This is a genomic window from Mesorhizobium sp. M1273, from assembly GCF_040318195.1.
Classification (GTDB): Bacteria; Pseudomonadota; Alphaproteobacteria; order Rhizobiales; family Rhizobiaceae; genus Mesorhizobium.
The window spans coordinates 1-15528 of the sequence record NZ_JAMYLV010000006.1 but is presented as its reverse complement, the minus strand read 5'-3'; the positions used below and the strand labels follow the sequence as shown (position 1 = coordinate 15528).

The 15528-nt window shown below is 62.7% G+C and carries 16 protein-coding genes; 7 read left to right on the top strand and 9 right to left on the bottom strand.

Annotation, left to right across the window (positions count from 1 at the left end; genetic code table 11):
- Window positions 1-453: 453 nt before the first annotated feature.
- From NKH30_RS08925 to NKH30_RS08890, 8 genes are all read right to left on the bottom strand, one after another.
- Window positions 454-1020 (bottom strand): hypothetical protein, encoded by a 567-nt coding sequence (locus NKH30_RS08925; RefSeq protein ID WP_352994927.1) that lies wholly within the window; start codon window positions 1018-1020, stop codon window positions 454-456.
- Complete coding sequence (locus NKH30_RS08920) at window positions 1017-1796, bottom strand: DsbA family protein (RefSeq protein ID WP_352994925.1); 780 nt, start codon at window positions 1794-1796, stop codon at window positions 1017-1019. Before NKH30_RS08920 ends, NKH30_RS08925 begins: the two co-directional genes overlap by 4 nt.
- A 53-nt stretch (window positions 1797-1849) precedes the next feature.
- The gene (locus tag NKH30_RS08915; protein ID WP_502911455.1) at window positions 1850-2563 is read right to left on the bottom strand and encodes an SCO family protein; all 714 of its coding nucleotides are present in this window, start codon (window positions 2561-2563) and stop codon (window positions 1850-1852) included.
- Window positions 2564-2566: 3 nt separating this feature from the next.
- Window positions 2567-3106, bottom strand: coding sequence for a TlpA family protein disulfide reductase (locus tag NKH30_RS08910; RefSeq protein ID WP_352994922.1), 540 nt, complete (start codon window positions 3104-3106; stop codon window positions 2567-2569).
- Between the two features lie 7 nt (window positions 3107-3113).
- Window positions 3114-3554, bottom strand: a complete 441-nt coding sequence (locus NKH30_RS08905) for a DUF411 domain-containing protein (protein ID WP_352994920.1) — start codon at window positions 3552-3554, stop codon at window positions 3114-3116.
- A 28-nt stretch (window positions 3555-3582) separates the two neighbouring features.
- Complete coding sequence (locus NKH30_RS08900; protein WP_352994917.1) at window positions 3583-5016, bottom strand: multicopper oxidase family protein; 1434 nt, start codon at window positions 5014-5016, stop codon at window positions 3583-3585.
- Window positions 5017-5146: 130 nt separating this feature from the next.
- Window positions 5147-5554 carry a hypothetical protein gene (locus NKH30_RS08895; RefSeq protein ID WP_352994914.1) on the bottom strand — a complete coding sequence of 136 codons (408 nt, stop codon included), beginning with the start codon at window positions 5552-5554 and terminating at the stop codon, window positions 5147-5149.
- 87 nt (window positions 5555-5641) lie between these two features.
- Window positions 5642-6067: a MerR family transcriptional regulator gene (locus NKH30_RS08890; protein WP_352455405.1), complete on the bottom strand. Its 426-nt coding sequence runs from the start codon at window positions 6065-6067 to the stop codon at window positions 5642-5644.
- A 63-nt stretch (window positions 6068-6130) separates the two neighbouring features.
- Here NKH30_RS08890 and NKH30_RS08885 point away from each other — a divergent pair, with 63 nt between their 5' ends.
- Together NKH30_RS08885 and NKH30_RS08880 are read left to right on the top strand one after the other, a co-directional pair.
- Window positions 6131-8332: a heavy metal translocating P-type ATPase gene (locus NKH30_RS08885; RefSeq protein ID WP_352994911.1), complete on the top strand. Its 2202-nt coding sequence runs from the start codon at window positions 6131-6133 to the stop codon at window positions 8330-8332.
- Between the two features lie 31 nt (window positions 8333-8363).
- Window positions 8364-8960, top strand: a complete 597-nt coding sequence (locus tag NKH30_RS08880; protein WP_352743631.1) for a cation efflux transmembrane domain-containing protein — start codon at window positions 8364-8366, stop codon at window positions 8958-8960.
- Window positions 8961-9245: 285 nt separating this feature from the next.
- Here NKH30_RS08880 and NKH30_RS08875 read toward each other — a convergent pair whose 3' ends face one another.
- Entirely contained in the window at window positions 9246-9668 is a 423-nt protein-coding gene (locus NKH30_RS08875; RefSeq protein WP_352473275.1) for a hypothetical protein, read from the bottom strand.
- A 191-nt stretch (window positions 9669-9859) separates the two neighbouring features.
- Between NKH30_RS08875 and NKH30_RS08870 the strand changes: the two genes are divergently transcribed.
- The 5 genes from NKH30_RS08870 to NKH30_RS08850 all read left to right on the top strand — a co-directional run bounded on the left by NKH30_RS08870 (window position 9860) and on the right by NKH30_RS08850 (window position 15358).
- On the top strand, window positions 9860-10672 hold the full coding sequence (locus tag NKH30_RS08870; protein WP_352542783.1) for a class I SAM-dependent methyltransferase: 813 nt from the start codon (window positions 9860-9862) through the stop codon (window positions 10670-10672).
- A gap of 644 nt (window positions 10673-11316) precedes the next feature.
- A complete protein-coding gene (locus NKH30_RS08865; protein WP_352542782.1) occupies window positions 11317-12846 on the top strand; it encodes a DUF2778 domain-containing protein in 1530 nt (509 codons plus the stop codon).
- Window positions 12847-13031: 185 nt separating this feature from the next.
- Window positions 13032-13817 (top strand): ThuA domain-containing protein, encoded by a 786-nt coding sequence (locus NKH30_RS08860; RefSeq protein ID WP_352542781.1) that lies wholly within the window; start codon window positions 13032-13034, stop codon window positions 13815-13817.
- A 55-nt stretch (window positions 13818-13872) separates the two neighbouring features.
- Complete coding sequence (locus NKH30_RS08855; protein WP_352542780.1) at window positions 13873-14925, top strand: Gfo/Idh/MocA family protein; 1053 nt, start codon at window positions 13873-13875, stop codon at window positions 14923-14925.
- A 52-nt stretch (window positions 14926-14977) separates the two neighbouring features.
- Window positions 14978-15358: a GFA family protein gene (locus NKH30_RS08850; protein WP_352542779.1), complete on the top strand. Its 381-nt coding sequence runs from the start codon at window positions 14978-14980 to the stop codon at window positions 15356-15358.
- Window positions 15359-15528 lie beyond the last annotated feature (170 nt).

Genomic DNA, 15528 nt, shown 5'->3' with positions numbered 1-15528 from the left:
ACGACCTGCCTGCCGGTGAAACCGTGCTCGCGGATCAAGAACTTCGCCAGTCCGCCATACACTTTCCAGCGCCAGCATTGGCAGCGGCTGCCCCCTTCTCCTCGGAATTTGCCATCGCATAGTCGTATGCTTGACGGTGTCTACGGCTTCAGGTTCGCAGGTATTTGACCAGGGCTGCAATCGCGAGCAAGAGGGCGACGAACACCAGGACCCAGACGAGCGCCATGCCGCCCATCATCCACGTACCCATTGGACCATTCATCATTGCAATCACCTTGCTGTCAGTGAAAGCCCGCCTTAGTCGGTAAGCATCGGCGATTGCGCAGGGAATTAGCTCGCCGTGGATTTCGGTCAAGACGACGAGGAAACCCGATCGGCCGCCCTGTCGCCCTTGTCCCGGCAACCGGAAGTGTCTTGTCCTGCCAACGGAGTGTCGACCACGTCCTGGTCGTCTTACATACCTCCGCCGCAGCCGTCCGAGAGATCCCAGACGTCGACGACCTGCTTGCCGGTGAAACCGTGCTCGCGGATCAGGAACTTCGCCAGCCCGCCATACACTTTCCAGCGCCAGCATGGGCAGCAGCAAGGGCCTTTCTCGTTGGAATTGGCCATCGCATAGTCGTAGGCCTGCTGCTCGTCGCCGGAGAGCTTCACATCGTAGTAGGGCATCATCTTCTGTGCGATGCCGGCCTGAATATCGTACGGATCGCTTGGGATCATCGCGATGTCGCGGTACCTGGCCAGGCCGCTCACCTGCTCGGCATAGCGCTTCATCTCCATCGGGCTGCAGCACGAGCCCGTGATCCGCGACATCGCCGGCATGGTCGCGATCGACTCGGTGAACTTGGCCGAACACGTGCTGTTGCCGTTCTGGCTGAGATATTTGAAACGGCGCAGCAGATCGGCATCCCCATCGGCCATCGCCAGATCCGGCCCCTTGAGGAAGCTCAGGACCACGGCGGCGCAAAAGGCGCCGCCCAGAACAACCGTCCGTCGGTTTAGGTAGCATATTCGGCTCATTTGCTGCTCCTCGCCTGCTGGATCAGTTTCTTCATCGTTGGCAGGTCGGTCGCACCGGGGAAAATCTGCTCGCCAACGACGAAGCTTGGCGTTCCGCTGATCTTCAGCGCCTGTGCCAGTTGCGTATTCCGGTCGATCGACGCCTGGATGTCGGGCCGCTGCATGTCGGTCTTGAGTTTAGCCACGTCGAGACCGACGTCGGCAGCCACCTTCAGCACGACCGCTTCGGTCACCCGCGTCTTCACCGCATACAAGGCCTTATGGAACGCCATGTATTTGCCCTGGCGCACTGCGGCGAGAGCCGCCTTGGAAGCAAATACGGAATCCGTGCTGAGGATCGGGAATTCCTTGTAGACGATCTTGAGCTGCGGATCGTCGGCCATTGCCTGCGCCATGATCGGCGCGACCTGCCGGCAATAGGGGCAGTTATAGTCAAAGAACTCGACCATGGTGACGTCGCCTTCGGCGTTGCCGCCGACCGGGCTCGCCGGGTCCCGGAAAATCTCGTCCGCCTTGTCCGTCAAAGCGGCTTTCGCCTCTTTTGCCGCAGCCTCGCGCTGACGGGCGTCGAGGCTCTGCAGCGCCTCCATGACGACTTCGGGATGCGCGAGGATATAATCGTGGATACGCTGGTCGAACTGGTCCTGGGACATCTCGCCCGCGGCGATCGCCTGATTGTGGAGACCGAGCGCGAGCCAGATCGTCGCGCCGGCCAGCATGACGGCACGGGCCATTTTGCCGACGGCTCCGCTCAATGGATTGGACTTGTGGGTCACAGGGTTCTCCTTCCCTCTGTTTCGCCGGACCGCCGGCACGTGCAAATGATGCCTCAGAACATGCCCTTGATTTTCGCCCACCATCCCGTTTCCTGCTCATGGTGCGGGCGCTCGACATTGTTGGTGAGCGCATTGACGAAGGTGACGAGATTGACGGACGCGAAATCCAGGCCATGGAAATTCGCCCGCCAGCGGCCCTCCTTGTCGATCACATGGGTGACGATGCCATGCATCTGATAGCCGGCATCGGTCAGCGTGAACTTGTGGCCGAAGGCCTCCGCCAGTCTGCGGGTCGCATCCTCCGGCTGATCCTCGGTCGTGGTCAGGAACAGCCAATTGACGGGATCGAGCCCGTGCGCCGACCCGTAGGAGTGCAGCACGTCGGGCGTGTCTTTCTTTGGATCGGTGGTGATGCTGACAAAGATGACCTGATTCTTCATCGGCGTGCCGTTCACCATGTTCTGGACATCGGCGATCTTCTCGGCATGCAGGGGACACACATCCGGGCACGATGTGTAGATGAAGTGGAGGACGACCACCTTGCCGCGCAGATCCGCCGTTCGCACGACACGCCCATCGGCGGTGCGCAGTGTGAAATCAGGCGCCGGCTTGTCGATCTGCTGGAAATATTTCTCATCGCTTTGCAGCATGGCGTCGACATCGTCGAGTGAGTGCGCCCGCGCACCGTAGGCGAAGCCCGCGACCAGTGCTGCGAGCGCGACCAGCAGCACACGCATCCATCCTTTCCAGCTCGATTGGATGTGCATCGGTCACTTCCTTTCCGGGTTGGCGGCGATGCGGCCGCGGAGGAAGTCGACCATGTCGGGCGCGTCCCATTCGGCCGGCCCAATCAACCGGCCGATTTCCTTGCCGTCGCGGTCGATCAGCAGGGTCATCGGAAGGCCGACAGCGCCGAGCGTGAACATCGCCTTCGCGGAACTGTCGATGTTGAGGGCGAGGTGTGTGACCCCGATCTCGCCATAGAACATTTTGACGGCGTCAGGTCCGGCACGGTCCATCGACAGCGCGACGACCTCGAAATCCGGACCGCCGAGCTTGGCCTGCAGACGATCGAGCGTCGGCATCTCCTTGCGGCAGGGCGCGCACCATGTCGCCCAAACGTTAAGCAGCACGACCTTGCCGTGGAAATCCGCAAGCGTTTTCGGCTTGCCATTGCCGTCCTCGAAGCTGATTTCCGGCACCGGGACGGGCGCCTCGTGAACGGCAAAGTTCTGCGGCGGCTCAGCGTCTGATACCGGCCACGAAAACGCCAGCAGCATGCCAACCAGGACCATGGCTAGTTTGCTCACAATGTCCTCACTCGGTCGCGTAGACGGTGGGCGCCTTGCCGTCCTTGGTGAAGGCGTAGACGACGAAGGGGCCTTGCTTCTCGCCACCCATGCCTGGGGCGCCGGCCGGCATGCCGGCGAGCGTTATGCCGGTGATGGCAGGGCGCTCGGTCAAAAGCTTCTTGACGATCTCGACCGGCACCAGGCCATCGACGATATAGCCGTCGACCATCAGCGTGTGGCAGCCTTCGAGGTCGGCCGGCACGCCGGCATCGCTGCTGATCTGGGAGAGATTGTTGACCGGCTTGATGTCGACGTTGAAGCCGTTGTGCTCGAGATAGTTGGCGTAGGACTCGCAGCAGCTGCATTGCGGGTTCTTGTACATGACTGCGTTGATCGTTGCGGCGAAGGCGGGCAGCGGCGTTGCGATCAGCAGGGACAGTGCGGCAAGGCGGTAGGTCAGTTTCATTGCAGTTCTCCTTGATTGGATAAAAGTTTCAGGTCACACGGAACGCCGTCATCAGACCCGCCATCTGGTGGTCGGCGACATGGCAGTGCAGCATCCAGTCGCCCGGATTGTCGGCGACGAAGGCGCATTCGATCACATCCTTGGGGGTGAGCAGCACCGTGTCCTGCCATTGGCGGTGCGGCACCGGCGAACCGTTGCGCGAGATGACCGACAGGCTGAAGCCGTGGACATGCATCGGGTGCCACCAGGCGGTTTCGTTGCGCATGGTGAGATGGCAGGTCACACCGCGTTTCAGCGTGAACTGCGGCGCCATGCCGGCATGGCCGTCGCCGGTCATCGACATGCCGTTGATCGCCCAGGCCGCACCGCCGTTCATGCCCATCATCCCCATGCCCATCATGCCGCCGACGCCCTTGAGCTTGCCGCCGCCCATCATGCCGCCCTGCAGCACGATTTCCTGGCGCTCGGCGCCAGCGAGGTCGGGCTGGGGCAGAGGGTTGCGCGGCAGGCCGGCTGGCGCGTCGAGCGGATGGGTTCTCAGCGGCGGCGCTGCGTCATAGGCCAACGTGGTCAGCGTATAGGCGAGGCCGTCGTAGAAATCGTCGATCACCGCGTGGCGGCTGCCGGGGTGGCCCTGCATGTCGAGCACGATGTCGATGCGCATGGCGGGCGCCAGCACCAGGCGACCGCCCTCCGGTTCATGCGGATTGCAGGGCTGGCCGTCGATGGCGACGACGACCGGACGGTGGCCTTCGAAGCGCAGCGCCATCATGCGGGCAAGCGAGGCATTGGCGAGCCGCAGCCTGACGCGCTCGCCGGCCTTCACGCTCCGATCGCCTGGCCCCGTGCCGTTGACGGTGACGACATTGCCGACGCGGCCCGACATCGAGGCATCCATGGCACTGCCGAAGCCGCCGGCGATCTGCCCGTCGGCAACAAGCCGCCAGTCCTGCAGCAGCCAGACAAAGTCGCGGTCGACGGCGACCGGCTCGGCCTCCTCGACGATGAGGGGGCCGGCAAGGCCGCGGCCGATCTGCACCAGGCTGTCGGCATGCGGATGGTACCAGAAGGTGCCAGCGTCCGGCGGTGTGAACTCATAGATGAAATTTTCACCTGGCCTGATCGGCTTCTGCGTCAGGCCGGGCACGCCATCCATGGCGTTCGGCAGCCGGATGCCATGCCAGTGAACCGTGGTGTCTTCGTCCAGTCCGTTCTCGACGATGATCCGAGCGGGCTGCCCCTGGCGTAAGCGCAGTGTCGGGCCGGGGACCGTGCCATCATAGGCCCATACCGGAGTGCGCGGACCATCGGGGCCGGCGAACCGGGCCTGGCCCGGCGCCACCCTGATCCGGTATTCGCCGGTGGCCATCGCCAGCGCAGGGCGGATCGGCGCGGCGGCAATGCTTGCTGCCGCAAGCAGGAATTTGCGGCGCGTTATGAACGGATTTGAAACGGAATTCACTTTTGTGACCCTTGCGGTAATCGACGGCGAACGTCGCGACATCGATTGAATTGCTACCGCGCCCGCTGCGCAGTACGCGCAACCGGGCGATCAAACGCCGCTAATCAGCCGTGGAACGGCAGAAACGGCGTCAGACGAGAGCGCTGGGTCTTGGAGGGAATGGCTCGGGCAGCAGACTTCGCCCGTGCAGGAACGGGGCGGGAAGCGCCGACGGCAGCTCGGGCTGCGGCAGTCCCGTCACGGGGAGAGCCTCCGGCAGCACCGCCAGAACCGGTGCGACACAGGTCGGCGCACATTCCATCGGTTTGTCATTGCCGGCCGAGCCCTTGAGGCAAGCGTTGCAGTCACCGTCCCTGGCATCGGCCATCTTGGCCATGTCGGCGTCGGTGGTGCCGGTATCCGCGGCCATGGTCATGCGGCCGTCGACTGCCATCCTGGCCGACATCACGGCAGCCTGAGCGGCGGACAGGCTGAACCCGGCGGTCACGACGACCGCGAGAAGCATGACCAGGAGATGTTTTGGTGACAGGCGCGCCATCATCCACTCAGGTTGACCGTAAAGTGCGGCTTTTGCAAGCTCCGGATGCCGCGACATCGGGGCTGACGCGAGCTCTGCTCTGGCAAATCAATGGTGAGGATGCTCGCATTTATCGTGATCCGCCAGCACCTCGATGACACGGCATTCGCAGACTTTTCCGTGCCGGCAGCCTTCGACCATATGCTCCAGCTCGGCTTTCAATGCTGTAAGGCTGCGTATCCGCTGAACCACGTCGGCCAGACGCGCCTGGGCAATGGCGTCGGCGGTGGCACAAGGCTGGCTGGGATTATCCTGCAGCGTCAGCAGCGCCCTGATGGCTTCGATCCCGAACCCCAACTCGCGCGCGTGCCTGATGAAGGCGAGCCGGCGCAAGTCTGCCGCTTCATACTGCCGGCGATTGGCTTCGCTGCGGGCAGCGGCAGGAAGCAACTCTATCTGCTCATAGTAGCGGATGGTTGGAACCTTCACGCCGCTGTGTCGGGCCGCTTCACCGATGGTCACACCTGTTGACATTTCGCTTGCTCCTCTAGTCGCTAGAGGATGTAGCGTCGCGGTCGAAGATACAAGAGGTTCACCATGGCTGCGACCAAACAACAGACCCGCTACCGCGTGGAAGGCATCGATTGCGCCGGTTGCGCCAGCAAAATCGATACGGCCGTGCGGCGGATGCCTGGTGTTCAGGACATCAACGTATCCGTTTCGGCGGGCACTCTGACGGTCACTCATACTCCCGAAAGCAATCTCGGCGCGATCGAGAGGAAGGTCACCGGCCTCGGCTACGCCGTCGCTCCGCTGACCTCCAAGTCTGGGACGCCGGCGTCCGATCAATCCGCCGACAACCATGCCGACGGAAGGCGCAATCACGACGAGAACGTAGCGGGGTTACATGATAACGATGATGCGCCGGCGTCGGAGCTATGGTGGGACAGCGCCAAGGGCCGCCTGGCCATCGCCAGCGGGGTCGCCTTGGCCGTGGCTTTCGCGATTGATTACGCCTGGCCCGCGACCGGCCCGTGGGCCTTCATCGCCGCAATGCTGCTCGGCCTGGCTCCGATCGCGCGCCGAGCGGCCATGGCCGCAGCGGCAGGCATTCCGTTCACAATCGAAATGCTGATGACTGTGGCGGCGGCCGGGGCCGTCATCATCGGTGCCGGCGAGGAAGCGGCGACGGTGGTCTTCTTGTTCCTGATCGGCGAGTTGCTCGAAGGGGTTGCGGCCGGCAACGCACGGTCCAGTATTCAAGCGCTCACGACCCTCGTTCCCAAAACCGCGTTCGTCGAGAAAGACGGCCAGACCCGCGAGGTGCCGGCCGAAGGCCTGGCTGTGGGCGCCATCATCCTCGTGCGGCCGGGCGACCGGATTCCGGCTGACGGCGAGATCACCGAAGGCGGGAGCGCCATCGATGAATCACCCGTCTCCGGTGAAAGCGTGCCGGTGCGCAAGGACGTCGGCGACACGGTCTTTGCCGGCACTATCAACGGCGACGGCGTGCTGCGCGTCAAGGTGACGGCGACCGCCGCAGACAACACGATTGCACGCGTGATCAAGCTGGTCGAGGAGGCGCAGGAAAACAAGGCGCCGACCGAGCGCTTCATCGATCGCTTTTCGCGTTGGTACATGCCCGGCGTTGTCGCCGTCGCGGCGCTTGTGGCCGCCACACCGCCGCTGCTCTTGGGCGGCGATTGGAACGAATGGATATACAAGGGGCTGGCGCTGCTGCTCATCGGCTGCCCGTGCGCGCTGGTCATTTCAGTTCCGGCGGCGATCGCGGCGTCGCTTTCGGCCGGAGCCCGGCGCGGCCTGCTGATGAAAGGTGGGGCGGTGCTGGAAGGGCTCGCGACCATCAACGCCGTGGCGCTCGACAAAACCGGCACGCTGACGCTCGGCAAGCCACAGGTCACCGATGTCGTTGCGGTGGGTGCCGGTGAACGCGACATCCTTTCGCTGGCGGCAGCGCTTGAGATCGGCTCGAGCCATCCCCTCGCTTTGGCCATCCTCCAAAGGGCCAAAGCCGGCAACATTCCCGTGCCGCCTGCCGCCGAAGCCAAAGCGATCGGCGGTAAAGGGGTTATCGGTCGTGTCGGCGGCAAGAACCTGTTTCTGGGCTCGCCAGTCGCGGCGGGCGAGATAAACCTGCTGCCAGCAGACCAGGCGGCACGCATCGTGGCATTGAACGATGAAGGCAAGTCAGTGGCGGTGCTGCTTGTAGACAACGCGCTGGCCGGCTTCATTGCCATGCGCGACGAACCCCGGCCGGATGCTTTCGCCGGGCTAAAGGCGCTGACCAATGCAGGCATCAGGACAGTCATGCTAACCGGCGACAATAAGCGCACGGCGGCTGCCATTGGCAAACAGCTCGGCATCGAGGTGCGCGCCGAACTGCTCCCGGAGGACAAGCAGCGCATCCTCGGCGAGTTGAAGGGGCAAGGGCTTAGGGTAGCCAAGGTCGGCGACGGCATCAACGATGCGCCGGCACTTGCCGCCGCCGATGTCGGCATTGCCATGGGCGGCGGCACCGATGTGGCTCTTGAAACGGCTGACGCAGCGGTGCTGCATGGACGCGTCGGCGACGTTGCGGCCATGATCAGGCTGTCCCAAGCAACCATAGCCAACATCAAGCAGAACGTCACCATTGCGTTGGGTCTGAAGGCAGTGTTCCTGGTGACGACGATCGCCGGCATCACCGGCCTCTGGCCCGCCATTCTCGCGGACACCGGGGCGACGGTGCTGGTGACGGCCAATGCCATGCGGCTGTTGCGTTGGAAGAGCAGCTGGTAAGAGCGACAACGGCATCGTGTTAGGGCAGACCATGCAGCAAGCCATTGCGTCGGACGGCCTTCGCCGGGTGGTGCTTGTCGTCGCAGTGCTGAACCTGGGTTATTTCGGCATTGAATTCGCCGTCGCGCTGGCGATCGGCTCGGTGTCGCTGTTCGCCGACAGCGTCGATTTTCTGGAAGATGCCTCGGTCAATCTCCTCATACTGCTCGCCATGGGATGGTCGCTGCGTGCCCGCTCGCGGGTCGGCATGGCGCTGGCGCTTATCCTGCTGGTGCCGGGCCTGGCGACGCTGTGGACCGCGTGGGAAAAGTTCAACATGCCGGTGCCGCCGCAGCCAACGGCGCTGACGCTGGCGGGATTGGGCGCTCTGGCGGTCAATCTGTCATGCGCCTACATACTGGCGCGCTACCGCCATCACAGCGGCAGTCTTACCAGGGCGGCATTCCTCTCGGCCCGCAACGATGCGGTCGCCAATATTGCGATCATACTGGCCGGATTGGTGACGGCTTTCCTGTGGCGCTCGGCGTGGCCGGATCTGATCGTCGGCCTGGGAATCGCGGCACTGAATGCAGATGCGGCGCGCGAGGTCTGGGAGGCAGCTCGGGAAGAGCACCGGGCCGTTTCGTGAACTCCAAAACGCTCAGTGCGCTGCCGGATTGCCAATCCGCCAATGCAGCAGTCAGCCAGAAACTTGCGCGATCTCTAATATAATCGCACCCTTTCAAAGCGGTCGGAGGGAGAACCGCTCATAAGTAAAAATCGGGAGGAAAAACCATGAACAGCGTGAGTCTCACCACACTTGGACGAAGTCGACCGGGTCGAAGCGGTGAAACGATGAACCGCTCAAGGCCACGCACGTCATCAAAAGGCCCGCGCCTCCGAAGAGGACGCGGGCCGATTTCGTCGGTATACGCTAGGCAGGTATCAAGACAGCGATGCGGTGGATGCCGACCACCTTGCTGGTGTTGGCTGCCTCGTCGGTCTTGCCCTTGGAGCAGGTGTACACGTCACCTTCCTTGAGCTTGAATTCCTTGTCCGCCTTCTTGATCGTGAATTCACCGGCAGCAATGGTGCAGACCATGTCGTTGTCCATCACCATTTGAGGGGCGGCTGCTCCGGGCTGAAAGACTATATCGACAATTGAGATGCTCTTGTAGGCGGGGATATCGGAATTGCCGGTGCCGACCTCGACCAATCTGACGCCGGGTGCAATCTCCTTGCCTTCCTTCGGGCCGTATTTCTTCACCTTTGCCGCCGCCGCCAGCGTGAACAAAGGCGTTACCGCTGCCGCCGTCACGCCGAGCGCAATCGCGGACCTGCGATTCATGGTTTTCATCGCGTCCTCCCATTTAATGTTTGGCCACGCACCAATGCGCATGACCACAATACATTAGCACACATGCAGATAATTGCAGCACGGCGTTTCGGAGCTTACGGAAGCGAACCGCCTCCCGGTCGAATGCGACCGAACAGCAAACAATTCCATGCTATGCTGGCGAGCCATCAAACGGGCGACGGGGGATAGCAATGTTGGAAACGGACAAGGTATTCGCTGGCTCAATTCCGGAAAACTACGACCGCTATATGGTGCCGTTGATTTTCGAGCCGTTCGCCGCAGATCTTGCGCGACGAGCAGCGTCCTTGTCGCCAAGCGCCGTTCTGGAAACCGCCGCGGGCACCGGGGTTGTCACCCGCGCATTGGCGCCAAAACTGTCGCCCGGTGCAAGCTATGTCGTAACCGACCTCAACCAGCCGATGCTCGACTACGCCGCTTCGCGGCAAGCTCCCGACGATCGCATCAATTGGCGTCAGGCTGATGCTCTGGCGCTACCGTTCGAAAATGCGGCCTTCGATCTCGTTTGTTGTCAGTTCGGTGCGATGTTCTTTCCCAACCGCTCATCTGCCTACCGCGAAGCCCGGCGAGTCCTGAAGCCCGGAGGACATTTTCTATTCAGCGTATGGGATCGCATCGAAGAGAATGTATTTGCGGACGATGTGACGAATGCCCTGGCGAGGATTTTTCCGAACGATCCGCCGCGCTTTCTGGCACGCACGCCGCATGGCTACCACGATACGGCACTGATCCGTAGCGAGCTGGAGGACGCAGGTTTTTCCGGTGTGGTGATCGAGACGAGAGCCGAACAAAGCCGTGCCTCCTCGCCGCGCGTTCCGGCCGTTGCTTATTGCCAGGGCACTCTCCTTCGCAATGAAATCGAGGCCAGAGAGGCGGGAAAACTGGACGCTGCAACCGACTACGCCGCAGCCGCGATTGCAGACAGGCATGGCAGCGGCGAGGTTGCTGCCAAAATCCAGGCTCACATAGTCATGGCTGTGGTCTGAACGGTTCATCGTTTCACGGAAACGCTCTGTCTTTTGTTTTGACGCAATTCCGGACGGAAAACCGTTTCAAACTTTCCTGAAATTGCTCGAGGTATTGGATATCCCGTTCCAGCACCTGCGACGTTCAGCTGCCATGCAGCACACGTCTTGCCGCTATTCCGAATTCCCAGACGATGACCGTTCATTCGCCCAAGTGGCAGGTCGACAAGTGGCAGGTTGACGATCGCCGGGGCTTGATGGCGGCGGCGGCCGGCCGCGCGATTCTGGTCGGCGCGGCTTCACTTTCGCAGCCATGGCCGACTCCGCCCAGCAAGGTCTAGTCATTTCGCTTTCTTGACTCGGCCGACAAAAACGGGCAGCAAAGTCATCATTGGAGGGCAGTTTTGCCAACTATGCAGGTTTTGGAGGGCGTTTTTCGGTGTGACCGTCGCCCAATCGGCGGTCGGTAGAGGGATTGGTTAACCAACTTTGTCCATCTTTTGAATCAATCGGCAACAGACGCAAAGCGTGCTGGGGGCACCAGGCGAACTGTGAATGTCACGGCTGCGAAATCCGCTAGCCGGCATCGGCCGATTGAGAGTGGTTGAATGGCGTTTGTAAGTGCGAAAACCCGGGGTGACAGTCCTGCAACTGGATTGACTTCGATGAGGCCCGGCCTGCGCTGGGTCGCGGTTCCGGCCGTCGGTGCAGCCATTGCTTTATGGTCGGTGGCGACTTTGGCCGGCCTTTATTCAGTGGGAACCTCGCTCAGCGCCGCTTCCAACGGTCTCCCGCAAAGCCTGCTCGCGCCGCGCACCATCGCGCTCGCCGATCCTCGCCGCAGCCTTGCAAAGGCGCAGGCCCCGACATGGGCCGCAGCAAACGCGGCGCTCTCGGCCAAGCTGCTGCAGCACGGATGCGATGCCAACTGCCTGCGGTCGGCGTCGAACTTCGTCCACCAGGGAAAATCGGCCCGCCTCAAGCGCAATACCGTGCCGCTTGTCGCTGATGCGTCGCGGCAATCGAGCTTCGACGACGTGGTCGCCAAGGCCGCGCTGTCGCCGCAAAAGCTTGCCGCCGCCTTTGCCCGTGCCGGCTCACCCGTCATGCTCGCAAGCCTGCCGGCCGACGCCCGGTTCGCCGAGCCGGTACGCATACCCGACCCGAACGGCCCGGCGTCGGTGCGCTTCGGGCCGGAGGTGGCGGAGATCGAACGCTCGTCGCGCCTGGCGCTGGCGCTGGCGAATACATTGCCGGAGCAGATGATCGACGTGCTCCCGGCAGCCGTCGCGGCAAGCGAGCCCGCGGCTTCGCAAGAGACGCAAGAGCCTGAGGTCCAACTGGCCTCGCTGCCGCCGCAGGACGACATGCCCGACAGCGTTCCGCTGCCGACGCTGCGTCCGCAGGCGGACATCGATAAGCTGGCCGAGGCGCCGCGGGCTCAAGCGTCAAGAGATCAGGCGCCAAAAGACCAGGCGCGAAAAGATCAGGCGCAAAAGGATCAGGCATCGAAAACGGAGCCGCCCAAGGCGCAGGCCTCCAGGACCGCCAAGGCGAGCAAGGTGCAGACGGCCGACGCTCCGCCGGTCGAGACGCAACCCGGCAGCCTGTCGCCTCGCAATTCGTCACAAGCGGCAGTGCCGGCCGTATCGGGCAAGCCGGGCAAACGTTCGAAGACGCAGGGCGGCGACATGCTGGCCTATGCCAAGCCCGACATGCCTTCCGGCGGACTCGGCGGAGCCTTCAGGAACCTGTTCACCACGCCCAACATGGGTACCGGCGTCGCCGTCTACGACATCTCGGCCAAGACCGTCTATATGCCCGACGGCTCGCGGCTGGAGGCACATTCGGGACTGGGCGCGATGGTCGACCAGCCACGCTACGTCCACAAGAAGAATGTCGGCCCGACGCCGCCGGATACCTACAATCTGACGATGCGCGAATCGCGCTTCCACGGTGTCGAGGCGATCCGTCTGACGCCGGCCAGCGGCAGCAACAAATATGGCCGTGACGGCCTGCTCGCCCACACCTACATGCTGCGCGGCGGCCGCGCCGAATCGAATGGCTGCGTCGTCTTCAAGGACTATGCCCGCTTCCTCGCCGCCTACAAGAAAGGCAAGATCAAGCGCCTGGTCGTCGTGCCGCGGCTGTCGAAGCCGCTGACACGCGTCGCCCAAGAGGGGCGAGGGGCTTAGGTCGCTCGCGGCAGTCCTTCATGGCTTCGTCATCCCAGGGTCTTCGCGACGTCGCTTCGCGCCTGCTCCGCCCTGGGATGACGAAGCTGGGGAGGTTTGGCCAATCTCGAAGGTTTTCAATCCCGTCCAGGGACAGTATGAGTGGCCGGTGGGCGGCTCCGGCTTCAAACAATCACGAGGACATCATGACAATACGCGCTGTCGCCTGGGGCGAGAATATTCATGAGCGGACCAACGAAGTGGTCGCGGGCATCTATCCCGAGGGCATGCATGCGACGATCGCCAATGCACTGAAGCTCGACCCGGAAATATCAGTGTCGTGGGCGACGCTGGAGCAGCCGGAGCATGGGCTGCCGGCCGACCGTCTGGCCGAGACCGACGTGTTGCTGTGGTGGGGACACAAGGACCATGGCGCCGTCGCCGACGAAGTGGTCGAGCGCGTGGCGCGCCGCGTCTGGGAAGGCATGGGGCTGATCGTTCTCCATTCCGGCCATTTCTCGAAGGTATTCAAGAAGCTGATGGGCACTCCCTGCACGCTGAAATGGCGCGAGGCGGGCGAGCGCGAACGGCTCTGGGTGACCAGCCCTAACCACCCGATCGCTGCCGGGATCGGCGAGTATTTCGAGCTCGAGAACGAGGAGATGTATGGCGAGCAGTTCGCCGTGCCGGAGCCGCTGGAGACCGTGTTCATCTCCTGGTTCCAGGGCGGCGAAGTGTTCCGGTCGGGGCTGACCTATCGCCGCGGCGCCGGTAATATCTTCTATTTCAGGCCCGGCCACGAGACCTATCCGACCTATCACGACGCCAACGTCCAGAAGGTGCTGCGCAATGCGGTGAAATGGGCGTACAACCCGCAAGGCTCCAATCCGGCCATCCTCGATGCGCCGAACGTGCCGGTGGAAAAGGCGCTCGAGCCGATCGTCGAGCGCGGCGGAAAACTTCATTCCGCGGGCGAAGCCGGCTTCCGCTAGACGACAAATCCATGATCGAACAAGAAGATAAAGCCCTGTCCTAAGGATAAGAATCATGCGTCTGTTGATACTCGGCACCGGCTGGATGGCGGAGGAGCATGCCAGGCAGTTCGGCAAGATCGAGGGCGTCGAACTGATCGGCGCCGTCGATCTCGACCGTACGCGTGTCGACAAGTTTTCGGACATCTACGGTATCCCCAACCGCTTCGCGTCGCTGGACGAGGCGCTGGCATGGGGCAAGTTCGACGCGGTGGCGAACGTGACGCCCGATCGCATCCACCATCCGACCACCATGATGCTGATCGCGGCGGGCAAGCCGGTGCTGTGCGAAAAGCCGCTCGCCGAAAATTACCAGAGGGCCAGTGAAATGGCCGATGCGGCCGAGCGGGCCGGCATCATCAACATGGTCAACCTGACCTATCGCAATGTCGCGCCGCTGCAGAGAGCGCGCGCCATGGTGCTGGCAGGCGAGATCGGCACGGTCAGGCATGTCGAGGCGTCCTATCTGCAGAGCTGGCTGATATCCAAGTTCTGGGGCGACTGGCGCACCGATCCGAAATGGCTGTGGCGGCTGTCGCGCGGCCACGGCTCCAATGGCGTGCTGGGCGACGTCGGCATCCACATCCTCGATTTCGCCAGCTATGGCGCGGTGCTCGACATCGACCATGTGTTCTGCCGCCTGCGGTCCTTCGACAAGGCGCCTGGCAACCGGATCGGGGAGTACGAGCTCGACGCCAATGACAGTTTCACCATGGCGCTCGATTTCAGCAATGGCGCTTTCGGCGTCGTCCATGCCAGCCGCTGGGCGACGGGCCATCTCAACGAGCTCCGACTGCGCATCTACGGCGACAAGGGTGGCATCGAAGTCGTGCACAATCTGACCGGCTCGGAGCTGAAAGCCTGCATCGGCGAGGATGTCGAGAACGCCAAATGGCAAGTTCTGGACGCCGGAACGGTGCAGACCAACTACCAGCGCTTCGTCGATGCGGTGCGCAGCGGCGTCCAGGCCGAACCGTCGTTCCGGCATGCTGCCGAATTGCAGAAGGTCCTCGATCTCGCCGTCGTCTCGGATGAGAAGCGGGCCGAATTGAGCACCGATACGCAGTGATATCGTTCAGGGAATCTTGAGAGGAGCCAGCCATGGTCACGCGGCGCGCCGAATGTTCCTGCGCTCAGCTGTCAGCCACCTGCTCGGGCGAGCCGGTACGCGTCTCGTCTGCCATTGCCTGGCCTGCAAGCGACGCACCGGCAGCGCGTTCAGCTTCAACGCGTGGTTTGAGGAAGGTGACGTTGTTGTCCAGGGCCGCTCGGCGGAGTTCACGCGCATTGGCGACGAGGGCGGCCGCGTCATCTACAGCTTCTGCCCGGATTGCGGCACCACCGTCCATTACCGGATCGACACGCAGCCCGGTCTGACCGTCATCCCGGTGGGCGCTTTCGCGGACCCTGCGTTCCCATCGCCCTTCTTGTCCTTCTATCATGAGAGCCGGCGCTGCCAGTGGGTCGAGATCCGCACTGAGCCTCTGGCGACGTTCTGCTGAAGACGCCGGCCACGGCCGGCTGACGTTTCAGGATCAAACCCAATCATTCTGAACGACCGAGTTCGACCGATAGTGTTGAAAAAGTCCGGGTTGCAGCAGTCCTGAAGCACTTCTCTATTCGGCATGTTGAGGTCAAGCGCTTTCGAGCTTGCGGCTTCTCCGGCGTTTGA

What these genes read in the sequence shown, in the direction of transcription:
- NKH30_RS08865 (WP_352542782.1), top strand. Translation starts at nt 11,317, where the DNA reads ATGAGGCCCGGCCTGCGCTGGGTCGCGGTTCCGGCCGTCGGTGCAGCC.
- NKH30_RS08915 (WP_502911455.1), bottom strand. Translation starts at nt 2,563, where the DNA reads ATGCACATCCAATCGAGCTGGAAAGGATGGATGCGTGTGCTGCTGGTC.
- NKH30_RS08855 (WP_352542780.1), top strand. Translation starts at nt 13,873, where the DNA reads ATGCGTCTGTTGATACTCGGCACCGGCTGGATGGCGGAGGAGCATGCC.
- NKH30_RS08875 (WP_352473275.1), bottom strand. Translation starts at nt 9,668, where the DNA reads ATGAAAACCATGAATCGCAGGTCCGCGATTGCGCTCGGCGTGACGGCG.
- NKH30_RS08860 (WP_352542781.1), top strand. Translation starts at nt 13,032, where the DNA reads ATGACAATACGCGCTGTCGCCTGGGGCGAGAATATTCATGAGCGGACC.
- NKH30_RS08885 (WP_352994911.1), top strand. Translation starts at nt 6,131, where the DNA reads ATGGCTGCGACCAAACAACAGACCCGCTACCGCGTGGAAGGCATCGAT.
- NKH30_RS08870 (WP_352542783.1), top strand. Translation starts at nt 9,860, where the DNA reads ATGTTGGAAACGGACAAGGTATTCGCTGGCTCAATTCCGGAAAACTAC.
- NKH30_RS08905 (WP_352994920.1), bottom strand. Translation starts at nt 3,554, where the DNA reads ATGAAACTGACCTACCGCCTTGCCGCACTGTCCCTGCTGATCGCAACG.
- NKH30_RS08880 (WP_352743631.1), top strand. Translation starts at nt 8,364, where the DNA reads ATGCAGCAAGCCATTGCGTCGGACGGCCTTCGCCGGGTGGTGCTTGTC.
- NKH30_RS08925 (WP_352994927.1), bottom strand. Translation starts at nt 1,020, where the DNA reads ATGAGCCGAATATGCTACCTAAACCGACGGACGGTTGTTCTGGGCGGC.
- NKH30_RS08850 (WP_352542779.1), top strand. Translation starts at nt 14,978, where the DNA reads ATGTTCCTGCGCTCAGCTGTCAGCCACCTGCTCGGGCGAGCCGGTACG.
- NKH30_RS08890 (WP_352455405.1), bottom strand. Translation starts at nt 6,067, where the DNA reads ATGTCAACAGGTGTGACCATCGGTGAAGCGGCCCGACACAGCGGCGTG.
- NKH30_RS08895 (WP_352994914.1), bottom strand. Translation starts at nt 5,554, where the DNA reads ATGGCGCGCCTGTCACCAAAACATCTCCTGGTCATGCTTCTCGCGGTC.